Origin of the sequence: Streptomyces sp. YGL11-2 (genome assembly GCF_050054615.1) — a bacterium.
GTDB lineage: Bacteria > Actinomycetota > Actinomycetes > Streptomycetales > Streptomycetaceae > Streptomyces.
Genome location: NZ_JBNHIN010000007.1, coordinates 43398 through 55893, shown reverse-complemented (window position 1 = coordinate 55893; position 12496 = coordinate 43398). Strand labels below are relative to the sequence as shown.

The 12496-nt window shown below is 72.5% G+C and carries 15 protein-coding genes; 7 read left to right on the top strand and 8 right to left on the bottom strand.

The window, feature by feature from the left end:
* Positions 1–2: 2 nt before the first annotated feature.
* Positions 3–368 (top strand): hypothetical protein, encoded by a 366-nt coding sequence (locus ACO1BR_RS10600; RefSeq protein ID WP_426794774.1) that lies wholly within the window; start codon positions 3–5, stop codon positions 366–368.
* Positions 369–668: 300 nt separating this feature from the next.
* The gene (locus ACO1BR_RS10595) at positions 669–908 is read left to right on the top strand and encodes a hypothetical protein (protein ID WP_426794773.1); all 240 of its coding nucleotides are present in this window, start codon (positions 669–671) and stop codon (positions 906–908) included.
* Positions 909–1004: 96 nt separating this feature from the next.
* Here the strand turns inward: ACO1BR_RS10595 and ACO1BR_RS10590 are convergent, their stop codons facing one another.
* Positions 1005–2324 (bottom strand): MFS transporter, encoded by a 1320-nt coding sequence (locus tag ACO1BR_RS10590; RefSeq protein WP_426794772.1) that lies wholly within the window; start codon positions 2322–2324, stop codon positions 1005–1007.
* Between the two features lie 35 nt (positions 2325–2359).
* Between ACO1BR_RS10590 and ACO1BR_RS10585 the strand changes: the two genes are divergently transcribed.
* Positions 2360–3406 carry a LysR family transcriptional regulator gene (locus ACO1BR_RS10585; RefSeq protein WP_426794771.1) on the top strand — a complete coding sequence of 349 codons (1047 nt, stop codon included), beginning with the start codon at positions 2360–2362 and terminating at the stop codon, positions 3404–3406.
* An 18-nt stretch (positions 3407–3424) separates the two neighbouring features.
* Here the strand turns inward: ACO1BR_RS10585 and ACO1BR_RS10580 are convergent, their stop codons facing one another.
* On the bottom strand, positions 3425–4192 hold the full coding sequence (locus tag ACO1BR_RS10580) for an alpha/beta hydrolase family protein (RefSeq protein WP_426794770.1): 768 nt from the start codon (positions 4190–4192) through the stop codon (positions 3425–3427).
* 103 nt (positions 4193–4295) lie between these two features.
* Here ACO1BR_RS10580 and ACO1BR_RS10575 point away from each other — a divergent pair, with 103 nt between their 5' ends.
* Together ACO1BR_RS10575 and ACO1BR_RS10570 are read left to right on the top strand one after the other, a co-directional pair.
* Positions 4296–5456 carry an adenosine deaminase gene (locus tag ACO1BR_RS10575; protein ID WP_426794769.1) on the top strand — a complete coding sequence of 387 codons (1161 nt, stop codon included), beginning with the start codon at positions 4296–4298 and terminating at the stop codon, positions 5454–5456.
* A 142-nt stretch (positions 5457–5598) separates the two neighbouring features.
* On the top strand, positions 5599–5859 hold the full coding sequence (locus ACO1BR_RS10570; protein ID WP_426794768.1) for a hypothetical protein: 261 nt from the start codon (positions 5599–5601) through the stop codon (positions 5857–5859).
* Between the two features lie 112 nt (positions 5860–5971).
* Here the strand turns inward: ACO1BR_RS10570 and ACO1BR_RS10565 are convergent, their stop codons facing one another.
* From ACO1BR_RS10565 to afsQ1, 5 genes are all read right to left on the bottom strand, one after another.
* On the bottom strand, positions 5972–6181 hold the full coding sequence (locus ACO1BR_RS10565) for a PspC domain-containing protein (RefSeq protein ID WP_426794767.1): 210 nt from the start codon (positions 6179–6181) through the stop codon (positions 5972–5974).
* 76 nt (positions 6182–6257) lie between these two features.
* Complete coding sequence (locus tag ACO1BR_RS10560; protein WP_426794766.1) at positions 6258–6764, bottom strand: VanZ family protein; 507 nt, start codon at positions 6762–6764, stop codon at positions 6258–6260.
* 162 nt (positions 6765–6926) lie between these two features.
* On the bottom strand, positions 6927–7559 hold the full coding sequence (locus tag ACO1BR_RS10555) for a hypothetical protein (protein WP_426794765.1): 633 nt from the start codon (positions 7557–7559) through the stop codon (positions 6927–6929).
* Positions 7556–9283 (bottom strand): ATP-binding protein, encoded by a 1728-nt coding sequence (locus tag ACO1BR_RS10550; RefSeq protein ID WP_426794764.1) that lies wholly within the window; start codon positions 9281–9283, stop codon positions 7556–7558. The genes ACO1BR_RS10555 and ACO1BR_RS10550 overlap by 4 nt, the downstream gene beginning before the upstream one ends.
* Positions 9280–9957, bottom strand: coding sequence for a two-component system response regulator AfsQ1 (gene afsQ1 / locus ACO1BR_RS10545; RefSeq protein ID WP_131124765.1), 678 nt, complete (start codon positions 9955–9957; stop codon positions 9280–9282). The genes ACO1BR_RS10550 and afsQ1 overlap by 4 nt, the downstream gene beginning before the upstream one ends.
* Positions 9958–10205: 248 nt before the next feature.
* Here afsQ1 and ACO1BR_RS10540 point away from each other — a divergent pair, with 248 nt between their 5' ends.
* On the top strand, positions 10206–10991 hold the full coding sequence (locus ACO1BR_RS10540; protein WP_426794763.1) for a SigE family RNA polymerase sigma factor: 786 nt from the start codon (positions 10206–10208) through the stop codon (positions 10989–10991).
* 215 nt (positions 10992–11206) lie between these two features.
* Here the strand turns inward: ACO1BR_RS10540 and ACO1BR_RS10535 are convergent, their stop codons facing one another.
* Positions 11207–11851, bottom strand: a complete 645-nt coding sequence (locus tag ACO1BR_RS10535; protein ID WP_426794762.1) for an ATP-binding protein — start codon at positions 11849–11851, stop codon at positions 11207–11209.
* Between the two features lie 178 nt (positions 11852–12029).
* Here ACO1BR_RS10535 and ACO1BR_RS10530 point away from each other — a divergent pair, with 178 nt between their 5' ends.
* Positions 12030–12446 (top strand): hypothetical protein, encoded by a 417-nt coding sequence (locus tag ACO1BR_RS10530; RefSeq protein ID WP_426794761.1) that lies wholly within the window; start codon positions 12030–12032, stop codon positions 12444–12446.
* The last annotated feature ends 50 nt before the right edge of the window (positions 12447–12496 follow it).

Sequence of the window (12496 nt, the reverse complement as noted above, 5' to 3'; positions counted from 1 at the left end):
GAGTGTCGCAGCAAGATGGGGCGAGGGTGTTCCGTGAGGCGTGGATCGCAGGGGTACGTGAACACTTCCCCGGCGAGCCGAAGTTGAGCTATGTGACGCCCTGGGAAGGCACCCCGGACTGGGAACGCCGGGCCGCAGGTGCTGTGTATGAGCAGGTTCGCCAATTCCTCACCCTGAGTGAGGGGCATGCGGCGCGACTCACGCGTGAACAGAAGGGCCGGTTCGTCGCGATGTGTTGGACGGCGCAGATGTACAAGCACTTCGAGAGCCCCAAGCCCGGGTATGTAGCTGACTGGATGGACCTTCCGGACTGGCAACGAGAAACCGACTCGGACGTTTTCGAGGCTATTGAAAAGTCTCTGCTTTGAGGGGCTTCCGCATCCGCCGGTCCGCGGCGTCGAAATCAGCCCGGCCGGAACAGACCTCACCTTTGAGCTCGGTGGTGCTGTGGCGGATCGGCTGACCTGCCGGGGGTGCCGTGCCCTCGGGCTACGGCGCCCCTCCACCACCCACCCACGCCAGCACCAGGAGGCTCGTATGGGCGAACAGCGGCCGTGAACCGGCGCGGACCTCGTTCGACGTGGTGCAATCAGCCGCGTCTCGCCGAGAGGAACCTGCCGTAAAAGAACTCACCGTCGACCACTACCCGGTGGCCGGGCGCGAGTGGGATGCCCTCGTCCGGATCTGGGAGGACACGGACGCCCCGCCGCGCCGGGTACGCCTCGGCGGGGGTTCGGCTGTACCTCCTCATCGACCTCTGGGCATCCGCCGGGCCGGTCATCACCCTCTACGGCGAACCGGCGGACGACGCGTACCAGGTACTCCAGACCGTGCAGTTCGGCGATGAGCTGACGCTCCCGGCGCCCTTCGGCCTCGCCCTGGGCACCGGCGTTTTCGCCGTCGGTTGACCGCGCCTGAACGACGAAGGGCCCACCCCACCAGGACAGGTGGCGGGACGGGCCCTTCGGCTCGCGGGGCCCCGGGGGGCCGTATCGGACGGGCGGTTACGCGGCCCTCGCCAGGCTCAGCAGCCGCCGCTCGGCGACCGCCTTGCGGGTGGCGTAGAGGGTGATGCCGGCCGCGCCGGCCATCGCGGCCAGCCCCAGCAGGACGGTGCCCTGCCACCCGGCGGCGCGGAAGGCGACCGCGCCGAGGGCGCCGCCCAGGCTGCTGCCGATGTAGTACGCGCACTGGTAGAGCGCGGACGCCTGCGCGCGGGCGACCTTCGCGGTGCGGCTGACCGAGGACGAGGCCACCGCGTGGCCCGCGAAGAAGCCGGCGGTGATCAGCACCAGGCCCGCGAGCACCGCGGCGACCGAGGCGGCCAGGGTGAGCAGCAGACCGGTGGAGGTGGTGCCGACGGCCAGGTAGAGGGCGCCGCGGCGGCCCATCCGGCCGACCAGCTTGCCGGCCGCGGCCGAGGAGACCGTACCGACCAGGTAGACGACGAAGATCGAGCCGACGATGCCCTGCGGCAGGTTGAACGGCGCGGCGACCAGGCGGTAGCCGATCACCGTGTAGACCGCGCCGAAGACCGTCATGAACAGGGCGCCGATACCGTAGAGGCGGCGCAGCAGCGGGTCGGAGAGGTGGCCGCCCAGCGTGCGGGCCAGCGTCCGCGGGCCCACCGAACGCGCCGCGAAGTGCCGGGCCTTGGGCACCAGCAGCCGGAACGCCACCGCGCACACCACGGCCAGTACGCCCACCGCGCCGAGCGCGGCCCGCCAGCCCCACGCCTGCGCGACCCAGCCGGTCAGGATCCGCCCGGACATCCCGCCGATGCTGTTGCCGGCCACGAACAGGCCGATCGCACCGACCAGTGCCTTGGCGCGTACCTCCTCCGCCAGGAACGCCATCGCCGACGCGGGCAGCCCGGCCAGCGCGACGCCCTGGACGGCGCGCAGCGCGATCAGTACGCCGAGCGTCGGCGCGAACGGGACCAGCAGCGCGATCAGTGCGGCGACGGAGAGCGAGGCCGTCATCAGCGTGCGGCGGCCGAAGCGCTCGGAGACCGCGCTCAGCGGGATCACGCCCAGTGCCAGCCCGAAGGTGGCCGCCGAGACGGTCCAACTGGCCTGGTCGGGGGAGGCGTTGAGGTCGCCGGAGATGGCGGGCAGCAGTGCCTGGGTGGAGTAGAGGAGGGCGAAGGTGGCCACTCCGGCGGCGAAGAGGGCGAGGCTCATCCGGCGGTAGCCGGGGCCGCCCGGCCGCAGCTTGTCCGACTCGGGGTCGGGCGCGGCGGCGGTGGAGGAGGTGTCGGTGGACGACTGGGGAGAGGCGGCCGCACGGTCGGTGACGGACGCCCCGGTATCAGCGGGAGGCATACGTCGAACGTAGGCCCCCTTACTTCATGCGTCCAATGCATGGAAACGCCATAATCGATGCTGTGCCACATGACCGCAGCTCACAACCGCCTCTGTTGCAAGCTCGCAACACAAAACACACTCCGGAGCGCCTGCGCGGCGCCCCGCCCGAGGGTCTGGAGCCCGCCGAGCTGGGCCCCGGCTCCTGGGCGCCGGCGCTCGCCCCGCGGCTCGCCCAGTTCGCCGCCGTCGCCCGGCACGAGCACGTCACCCGCGCCGCACACGAACTCGGCATGCCGCAGCCCACCCTCAGCCGCGCCATCGTCCGGCTGGAGAGCGACCTCGGCGTCGCGCTCTTCGCCCGGCACGGCCGCACCCTCTCCCTCACCCCGGCCGGCCGCGGCTTCCTCGCCGCCGCCGAGCGGGCCCTCACCGACCTGGAGCGGGCCACCGACTCCGTCCGCGCCGACGCCGACCCAGCCGCCGGGAAGGTCGCCTTCGGCTTTCTGCACACGCTCGGCCCGGAGACCGTCCCCGGCCTGATCCGCAGTTTCCGCGCCGACCACCCGGGCGTCCGCTTCCAACTCGTCCAGAACTACGGCGAGGCGATGATCGAACGGCTGCGGGCCGGCGACCTCGACCTCTGCCTGACCTCCCCGGTCCCCGACTACCCGGACCTGGTCGCCCGCCGGCTCGACGAGCAGAAGCTCCGCCTCGTCGTCCCGGACGACCACCCGCTGGCCGGCCGCAAGCGCATCCGGCTCGCGGAGGCCGCCGGCGAACTCTTCGTCACCCTCGAACCGGGCTACGGCCTGCGCCGGATCACCGACGCGCTGTGCGCCGAGGCCGGGTTCACCCCGCGCGTCGCGTTCGAGGGCGAGGAGGCCGAGACCCTGCGCGGCCTGGTCGCGGCCGGCCTGGGCGTGGCCCTGCTGCCGCCGCCCGCGGTGCCCCGGCCCGGCGTCGCCGAACTGACCGTGACCGCCCCGCGCGCCGTCCGGGAGATCGGCGTGGCATGGCTGGACGGCCATCCGGACACCCCGCCGGTGGCCGCGTTCAAGAAGTTCCTGCTGAGCCGGCGGGGCCGGCTGCTGCCCCGCTGAGGGCCGCCGGCCCGCCGCTCAGTACCGCAGCGACCGCCCGAACCCCGACGCCAGCGGCATCCGCAGCCCCAGGGGCGGCGGGGCGGCCAGGGCGTCCTTCACCGGGCGGGCGAAGTTCCGGGTGAACAGCGAGCCGAGCATGAAGTCCGCGGCCAGCGCCCAGACTTCGGAGCGGTGCTGGTGCAGCGAGTGGCCGTCGGAGTGCACCTCGAAGCGGCAGGTGTCGCGGTTGACCTTCTTGGCCCGCTCGGCGTAGCGGTAGGAGAGTTCGGGGTCGACCCGCTCGTCGTTGGTGCCGTGCACCAGCAGCACCTGCCGGCCGATGAGCTGCTTGACCGGGTCGGGATCGACGTCGTCGTGGCGCGGGTCGGGCAGCCAAGGGGCTATCGCCAGGACGGAGTTGACGGCCGGGTGGCCGGCGGCGAGCAGCGCGGCGCGGGCGCCCATGCCGGTGCCGACCAGCGCCACCGGGACGTCGCCGTAGCGCCGCACCACCTCCTCCAGTGCCCAGGAGGCGTCCCGCGCCGGGTGGGCGGCGGCGCCGTTCCAGCCGCGGCAGCGGTAGTGCACCACGTGGGCCGTCAGCCCCTCGGGCCGGCCGGCCCTCGCCAGCCGGGCCGCCAGCGGGCGCACCGCGAGCGCCGGCACCGGTGACGGCCGCCGCAGCCCGGTCGGCCCACCCCCGGGCAATAGGAGAGCGACACCGCTCACCGCCTTTTCCGTCCCCGCCGATCCCAGTGGTTTTCCCAGCCGGGCCTCGCGCACCGGTAGCGCTTGCTGAGCCATGCCGAGAACGATGGCAGAAGGCGGCGCACTGTCCACCCTGTGGACGGGTCACTGTTACGTATCGTTCGGTCTGATCTACGCGCGTAGGGGCTAGAGTGCGGCAATGACGAGCGAGACGAGTAACCTGCCGACCGCCGAACAGATCCTCCGCGCCCCCAAGGTCCTGCTCCACGACCACCTCGACGGCGGGCTGCGCCCCGGCACCGTCGTCGACCTGGCCAGCGAGAACGGATACCCCGGCCTCCCCGAAACCGACCCGGAGAAGCTCGGGATCTGGTTCCGCGAGGCCGCCGACTCCGGCTCGCTGGAGCGCTATCTGGAGACCTTCGCGCACACCTGTGCCGTCATGCAGACCCGCGAGGCGCTGACCCGGGTCGCCGCCGAGTGCGCCGAGGACCTGGCCGCCGACGGCGTCGTCTACGCCGAGGTGCGCTACGCCCCCGAACAGCACCTGGAGCAGGGCCTCAGCCTCGAAGAGGTCGTCGAGGCCGTCAACGACGGCTTCCGGGAGGGCGAGCGGCGCGCCCGCGAGAACGGCCACCGCATCCGTGTCGGCGCCCTGCTCACCGCCATGCGGCACGCCGCCCGGGCCCTGGAGATCGCCGAACTCGCCAACCGCTACCGCGACTCGGGCGTCGTCGGCTTCGACATCGCGGGCGCCGAGGCCGGCTATCCGCCCACCCGCCACCTCGACGCCTTCGAATACCTCAAGCGGGAGAACAACCACTTCACCATCCACGCCGGTGAAGCCTTCGGCCTGCCCTCGATCTGGCAGGCGCTCCAGTGGTGCGGCGCCGACCGCCTCGGCCACGGCGTCCGGATCATCGACGACATCGAGGTCGGTGAGGACGGCTCCGTCGCCCTCGGCCGGCTCGCCTCGTACGTCCGCGACAAGCGCATCCCGCTGGAGATGTGCCCCACCTCCAACCTCCAGACCGGCGCCGCCACTTCCTATGCGGAGCACCCCATCGGCCTGCTGCGCCGGCTGCAGTTCCGCCTCACGGTCAACACCGACAACCGCCTGATGAGCGGGACCAGCATGTCGCGGGAATTCGAGCACCTGGTGAAGACATTCCGCTACACCCTCGACGACATGCAGTGGTTCACGGTCAATGCCATGAAGTCGGCCTTCATTCCTTTCGATGAACGTCTGGCCATGATCAATGACGTCATCAAGCCCGGATATGCGGAACTCCGGTCCGAGTGGCTGTTTCGCCAGAGCGCCACAACTCCCCTCACCGGCAAGGGATCTGACGCTGAGTGAGTGATCCGGAAAAAGACTTAGCGCAACGGCCGGTGGATTGTCCACCGGCCGTTTTTTCGGCGGTGGCGGCTGTTTGCGGCGGTGGTGGCGCAATCACTAGGTTTCTTAGCCGGTCAAGCCCCCATCACGAGGACGTAATTCGATGAAGCAGACTGTCAAGACTCTTGGTGCCGTCGCGCTCGGCGCCGTCTTCGCCGCCACCGCCGCGGGCGCCGCCTCCGCCGCTCCGGTCGGCAACTCGATCGACACCAGCGGGGTGCTGCACAGCCTGTCGGGCGCCCAGACCGTCGCCGGCGCGGGCCACGTCAAGAAGGGCGGCAACCCCATCCGGACCCACGTCACCCCCCAGGGCAACCAGATCGTCGGTCTGCCCGTCGCGGCCCCCGACCTCCCCCTGAACTGAGCAGCCGACCGGCCGGCTCCCCCGTCCCCTAGGGGACGCCCCGCTGCGCCCCGCTCCGTACGTCGTATTCCGTACGGAGCGGGGCGCGGTCATGTCCCCGGGGATCTCGGGGCTACCACGCCGCGGCACCGCTCGCCCGGTCCTCCGAGGGGAGGAGCACCCAGAGCGCCAGATAGACCAGGAACTGCGGGCCGGGCAGCAGGCACGAGAGCAGGAAGATCACCCGCATCGTGGCCGGGCGGGTGCCGAAGCGGCGGGCGAGGCCGGCGCAGACACCAGCGATCATGCGGTTGCCGGTGGGGCGGACCAGTGCGGCGGCCATGGGGCTGCTCCTTCTCGACGCCCGTCTCGGCGTCCTTCTCGGCGGATGCGGGGCGATCGCCCCGCATGCCTCAAAGCTAGGTTCGGCCGCCGGAGAAGACGTCAGCCTGCGGGGCCAGACCGACCCTGGAGATCTTCGGGGTCGCACCCCTGGGGTGCTCGTACCGGCGGCGGAGCCGGGACCGCGCCCCGGGGACGACGGCCAGGTGGGCCAGTGCCACCCCCAGGGTGCTCAGCAGCGCGGTGTCGATGTCCGGGACCTGTCCCGGCACCCCGGACTGGAGCACCTCGATGGTTAGCGCGATCATCGCCCCGGCGAAGACCGTACGGGCCAGGGACCCCAGCGGGGAAACGTTCAACCGCCCGCCCGCCAGTGGCAGCAACACCCCCAGCGGCGCCAGCAGCAGAACCGAACCGCCCAGGTGCCACACCGCCTGCCACGTACCGCGCGCCAGCTCGGCGTGGATCGACGCCAACGGCTCCAGATTCGGCGCCGGCACCCACGGCACCGTACGAGGACGCAGCATCAGCCAGCAGACGATCAGCAGATGCACCACAAGGAGGAGGATTCCGGTGGCGCGCAAACGGGGGGCGACGGTGCCGCCAGGGCCATGACGCTGCACACAGGCCAGGACGCCGGCAGCGGGGGCCGCGGTTCCGCCGCCCTGAGAGGCCGGGCTCGGCCGGACGACCGGCCCGGCCGTACCCGGGCCCCGAAAGCCGCCGGGCCCCCGGCGCGGCGCCGCTCAGCTCTGCTCGGACAGCGGATCGCCCCAGCCCGTCCGCTGCGCGATGTCCGGACTGGTCAGCACGTCCGCCGAGCAGTCGTAGCGGTGCGGCGCACCCGAATCCGGGCCGCCCAGCAGCGCCGCGTGCGTCCGGCCCAGCGCACTGCTCGCCCCGTACGTGCACACCAGCTGCGCCAGCGCGAACGACGGCAGATCGTCCGGCTGGACCGACAGCCGCAGCGCCTCCTCCGGATCGCCGGACCGCGGCCCGTCGACCCGCAGCTCCCTGGGCAGCACCGTGCTGAACCCGGCCCTGACCTCCTCGGGCAGCGGCTGCCGCTGCAACTCGGCGAGCAGCGTCCGGGCCGACATCAGCCGGACCTCCGCCGCCGTGGTCCCCTTGGGCGGCGGCACCATCCGCTCCACCTGGGCCAGCGCCGAACCGCACACCAGGTAGACCGAGACCTGCACCGCGGCGGTGGTGCCCGGCTCCGGCTCGGCGGCCGGGGCCTTGCAGCTCACCCGCGACGGCGCCCCGCCCGCGTCGACCGGGACGGACGTCCCGCGGATCCCGCAGCCCGCGGCGGCCAGGGCCAGTGCCGTGAGCGCCGCGGTGCGCCGCCACGTCCCGGGCCGGATGCACACCGTCATCGCCCGCCCTCCGCGCCCTCGCCGCCACCGCCGGACGTCCCGCCGTCCGCCCGCTGTGCGCCCTCGGACAGCCGGGAGGCGTCCATCGGCAGCCGCAGGGTGAACACCGCGCCGCCCTCGGGGTGATTGGCTGCGGTGATCTCCCCGCCGTGGATGTGCGCGTTCTCCAGCGCGATCGACAGGCCCAGACCGCTGCCCTCCGACCGCGGCCGGGACGCGCTCGCCTTGTAGAAGCGGTCGAAGACGTGTGGCAGGACCTCCTCCGGGATGCCCGGACCGTGGTCCCGCACCTGGATCACCAGCCGCCCGCCCTCGTCCGCCGCGCCCTCGGGCGGCTCCGTGCGCTCCCCGGCCTCCGCGCGCTCCGCGGTGTCCGGCCGCTCCGCGGGCTCGGTACGCACCGACACCCGCACCGGCGAGCCGCCGTGCTTGAGGGCGTTGCCGATCAGATTCGCCAGGATCACATCCAGCCGCCGCGGGTCCAGGCGGGCCATGACGCCGCGGTCGGCGTCCAGGTCCACCGCGTCCAGCCAGGCCCGCGCGTCGATACAGGCGGTCACCTGGTCGGCGACGTCGACGTCGTCCAGCACCAGCCGGGCCGTCCCCGCGTCGAAGCGGGTGACCTCCATGAGGTTCTCGACGAGATCGTTCAGCCGCCGGGTCTCGCTGACCACCAGCTGCACGGCCGGCGCGATCATCGGGTCGAGGGAGTCCGCCTCCTCCTCCAGCACCTCGCTGACCGCGGTGATCGCGGTCAGCGGGGTGCGCAGCTCGTGCGACATGTCCGCGACGAACCGGCGGGACGCCGCCTCCCGTGCGCTCAGCTCCTCGACACGCTGCTCCAGCCGCTCCGCCGTGCGGTTGAACGTCCGCGACAGATCCGCCAGTTCGTCCGTGCCGGTCACCCGCAGCCGGGTGTCCAGCCGCCCCTCGCCCAGCTGCCGCGCCGCGTACCCCAGCCGCTGCACGGGCCGCAGCACGGTCGTCGCGGCGGCCTGCGCCAGCAGCGCCGAGCCGACCAGCGCCAGCGCCGTCGCGATCCCCAGGGACCAGGCCAGCGAGGTGAGGTCCTGCCGCTCGGTGGCCAGCGACTTCATCATGTAGCCGGTCGGCCCGCCGCCGATCACCTTTGCCCCGGCGACCAGGTACGGGACGTCCTCGACCTCGTTGCGCTGCCAGTACAGATGGTGCGCGAAGTGGTTGGACTCGTCGACCGGGCGCACCTGGTCGACCGCGTTGCGCAGCGACTGCGGGACGGTCCTGAGCGTCAGCAGGTCCTTGTTGGTGGTGGCCGCGCACTCCTTGCCCTCGCGGTCCAGCCCGATCAGCAGCACCGTGTAGTTCTGCGGACCGGCCGCCATCTGCCGTGCGGCGTCCTGGAGTTCGGAGCACCGCGGGCGCAGCGGCAGCGACCGCGTGCTGTCCTCCAGCGACTTGCGGAAGTCCTTGAGGACGGCGTTCTGGGTACGGTCCAGGACCGTGTTGCGGTTGAGCCAGTACGCGATCCCGGATGCCGAGACCGCCGCCGTCAGCGCGACCAGCGCGAACACCACGACCAGCCGCAGCCGCAGGCTCGTCCAGCGCAGCAGCCCGGCGGCCCGGCGCAGCAGCCGGGTGGCCCGCCGGCCGGAACCGGAACCGTCCCCGGCAGCCGCCTGGCCCGAAGCCCCGCTGTCCGCCGCCGCGCCCGGCGTGCCGTCGTCTCCCTGAGGGCGTTCCGTCACTGCGGGGTGTCCAAGCGGTAGCCGACGCCGCGGACCGTGCGGATCAGCGTCGGCGAGGACGGGACGTCCTCCACCTTCGCGCGCAGCCGCTGCACACAGGCGTCCACCAGCCGCGAGTCGCCGAGGTAGTCGTGCTCCCACACCAGCCGCAGCAGCTGCTGCCGGGACAGCGCCTGACCGGGCCGGCGGCTGAGCTCCAGCAGCAACCGCAGCTCGGTCGGCGTCAGTTGCAGGTCCTCGCCGTTCTTGGTGACGGTCATCGCCGAGCGGTCGATCACCAGCGAACCGAACGTCGCCGAATCGCTGGACTCGCGCTCACCGCGCCGCAGCACGGCCCGGATCCGGGCGTCCAGCACCCGCCCCTGCACCGGCTTGACGACATAGTCGTCCGCACCGGACTCCAGCCCCACCACCACGTCGATGTCGTCGTTGCGCGCGGTGAGCAGGATGATGGGCAGCTGGTCCGTACGCCGGATCCGTCGGCACACCTCGAAACCGTCGATGCCCGGCAGCATCACGTCCAGCACGATCAGATCCGGCCGCTGCTCGCGCAGCAGTTTCAGGCCGTCCTCGCCCGTCGCCGCGGTCACCACACGGTGACCCTGGCGGGACAGCGAGAGTTCGAGGGCCGTGCGGATGGCGTCGTCGTCCTCGATCAGCAACAGGAAAGGCACGCAGCCATTCTGGCGCATGGCACGGCGGGAGATCGACCGGTGCCGCGCTGCCACACCCGGCCCGTCCGGATGACGGAGCACGCCGCACCGTCACCGGCCCTGTGACACGTCTGTGACAGTCGGCGGACACCCCGATGAAACTGGCTTGGCAGTCTTTTGGGCATCCGGAAGAGATCAACACCCGCAACGGGCGAGATCGGCGCCGGGGACACACCGAACGAACTGGCTCAACCGACGGGGGGCGTGAGATGAACACACTGCACGGCACCACTTCCAGCGCAGTTGTCACGCGGCTCCACGACGTCGTGCGGGCCGGCGAGAAGTCCGGTGCCGTGGGCGGGCGGGGGTGCGCTCGCGGCACCGGGCGTCAACGGCCGCCGTACATGGTGGCCATTGACGCGACGATGGTGCACAACGGGTCCAACGGGGGAAACGGGGGCCAGGAGAGCGCCAACGGGGGAGCGGCGTACAGGGAGACGGGGGACCGGCGCACCGCGGCGGAGGCGGCCGAGGCCGAAGCGGCCTTCACCGCCTACGTCCAGGAGCGCCGCGCCTCCCTGTACGCCACCGCCTACCACCTGACCGGTGACCGCTACGAGGCCGAGGACCTGTTGCAGAGCGCGCTGTTCTCGACCTACCGGGCCTGGGACCGGATCAGCGACAAGGCGGCGATCGGCGGCTATCTGCGGCGCACCATGACCAACCTGCACATCAGCGCCTGGCGCCGCCGCAAGCTCAACGAGTACCCGACCGAGGAACTGCCCGAGACCGCCGGCGACGTGGACGCGATGCGCGGCACCGAGCTGCGCGCCGTCCTGTGGCAGGCGCTGGCCCGGCTGCCGCAGGCGCAGCGCACCATGCTGGTGCTGCGCTACTACGAAGGCCGCACGGACCCGGAGATCGCGGACATCCTCAACATCAGTGTCGGCACGGTCAAGTCCAGCATCTGGCGCTCGCTGCGCCGGCTGCGCGAGGACGAGGTCCTCAGCTTCGGCCGTGACGAGGAGGAGTCCTTCGGCGAACTGGTCGCCTGAGGACGGGGGGAACGCCCGAGGGGGCGGAAGAACCCGAGGGGGATCCGGGGGGAGAGCCCGAGGGGGAACACGGGGGAAGCAGGGGGGACACGGGGGAAACGAGCGGGTTCGGGCGGCCGGGGGGTCTGCCCGAACCCGCTCTCCCGTTTCCGCCGCCGACCGCCGACCGCCGACCGCCGACCGCCGACCGCCGACCAAGCCAACCGCCGTACGGCTCAGGACCGTACGACCGTCCCGACCGGGTCCGCGGAGCGCGCCGCCGCTATCCGCTCCAGCGCCTCCGGCCTCGCGCACGCGTACGCGCCCAGCGAGGTGTGCCGGGCCACGATCGTCCGCTCGCTGCGCAGCAGCCGCAGTCCGCGGCGCACCAGATACGACGCCGGCTTGCGGCCCTCGCGCAGATCCCGCAGCAGCCGGCGGCGGAAGGTCGTCGTGGGGCGCCCGCGCAGGCACAGCGCGTCGGCCAGCACGCCCGCCGCCCGGCAGCGGTCGATGACGTCGGCGGCGAAGATGCCCTCGGCGATGAACAGCGGAGCCCCGTCGAGCGCCAGCCGCGACGAGCCCACCCGGGCGCTGACCGAGATGTCGTACACCGGAACCGCGGTGCGTCCCGTGCGGCACAGCTCCTCGATGGCCGCGACCGCGGTGCCCGCGTCCCAGGAGAGCGGTGAGTCCCAGTCGGCGCCGCCGCCGTCCGGCAGCTGCGGCAGCGTCGGGTCCGTGCCCTCCTTGTAGAAGTCGTCGAGGTTCAGCACGGGCAGGCCGGTCAGCGCAGCCAGGGAGGTCTTCCCGGAGCCGGACGGACCGGTCAGCAGCACGACATGGGCGACGGGGGGCCGGGCGGGCGGGTGGGAGGTCACGGGTACCCATTGTCGGGCATTGCGCCGTGGGGGGTACCCCTGGCGCGCGAGGTGGAACGGCCGCCACCGGTCAACTACGCTACGCAGTCAATCGATTACGCAGTGCTGGCGGCTCGGGTGCCGTCCGGCTGTGTGACCGGTGGAGACTCTCGCTTTCCGATCCACAGGCAGGTGGCAGATGCCCTCCCACGCACGTCCCAACCCCAGCCGCGTCCCGCGCGGTGTACTGCGCGCCGGACTGGTGATCTCCGCGGCCGGCGCCGCGATGGCGGGTGGTGCGGCGGCGAGCGCCGCCCCCGCACACGGTCCCGCGCACGGTACCGCGGCCCCCCGGCTGTCCCGGTCGGACTCCAGCGGGACGTCGCTGGGCGCCGCGCTCAAGTACGGCTCGCGCGGCGGCCTCGGCCCCGTCAAGGACATCCGGCTGGACCCGATGAACAACACCGGCGTCGATCCGCTGGCCAACGGCGTCGGCACCCAGGTGGCCGACTTCAAGCCGGTGAGCACGGCGCAGGTGACCGGCCCGGTGACGAACGGCGGCACGCTGCGGACGCTGCCGGTGACCGGTCTGGTGATGCGGACGCTGCCCGGCTGACGCACCGCCGGCGGACCCGCACAACGGCGCGGGACCCCACCCCTGTCGGG

Coding starts and splice junctions, on each gene's coding strand:
- ACO1BR_RS10575 (WP_426794769.1), top strand. CDS start 4,296: ATGACGAGCGAGACGAGTAACCTGCCGACCGCCGAACAGATCCTCCGC.
- ACO1BR_RS10565 (WP_426794767.1), bottom strand. CDS start 6,181: ATGGCCGCCGCACTGGTCCGCCCCACCGGCAACCGCATGATCGCTGGT.
- ACO1BR_RS10570 (WP_426794768.1), top strand. CDS start 5,599: ATGAAGCAGACTGTCAAGACTCTTGGTGCCGTCGCGCTCGGCGCCGTC.
- ACO1BR_RS10585 (WP_426794771.1), top strand. CDS start 2,360: ATGCATGGAAACGCCATAATCGATGCTGTGCCACATGACCGCAGCTCA.
- ACO1BR_RS10555 (WP_426794765.1), bottom strand. CDS start 7,559: ATGACGGTGTGCATCCGGCCCGGGACGTGGCGGCGCACCGCGGCGCTC.
- ACO1BR_RS10595 (WP_426794773.1), top strand. CDS start 669: ATGCCCTCGTCCGGATCTGGGAGGACACGGACGCCCCGCCGCGCCGGG.
- ACO1BR_RS10530 (WP_426794761.1), top strand. CDS start 12,030: ATGCCCTCCCACGCACGTCCCAACCCCAGCCGCGTCCCGCGCGGTGTA.
- ACO1BR_RS10590 (WP_426794772.1), bottom strand. CDS start 2,324: ATGCCTCCCGCTGATACCGGGGCGTCCGTCACCGACCGTGCGGCCGCC.
- ACO1BR_RS10580 (WP_426794770.1), bottom strand. CDS start 4,192: ATGGCTCAGCAAGCGCTACCGGTGCGCGAGGCCCGGCTGGGAAAACCA.
- ACO1BR_RS10540 (WP_426794763.1), top strand. CDS start 10,206: ATGAACACACTGCACGGCACCACTTCCAGCGCAGTTGTCACGCGGCTC.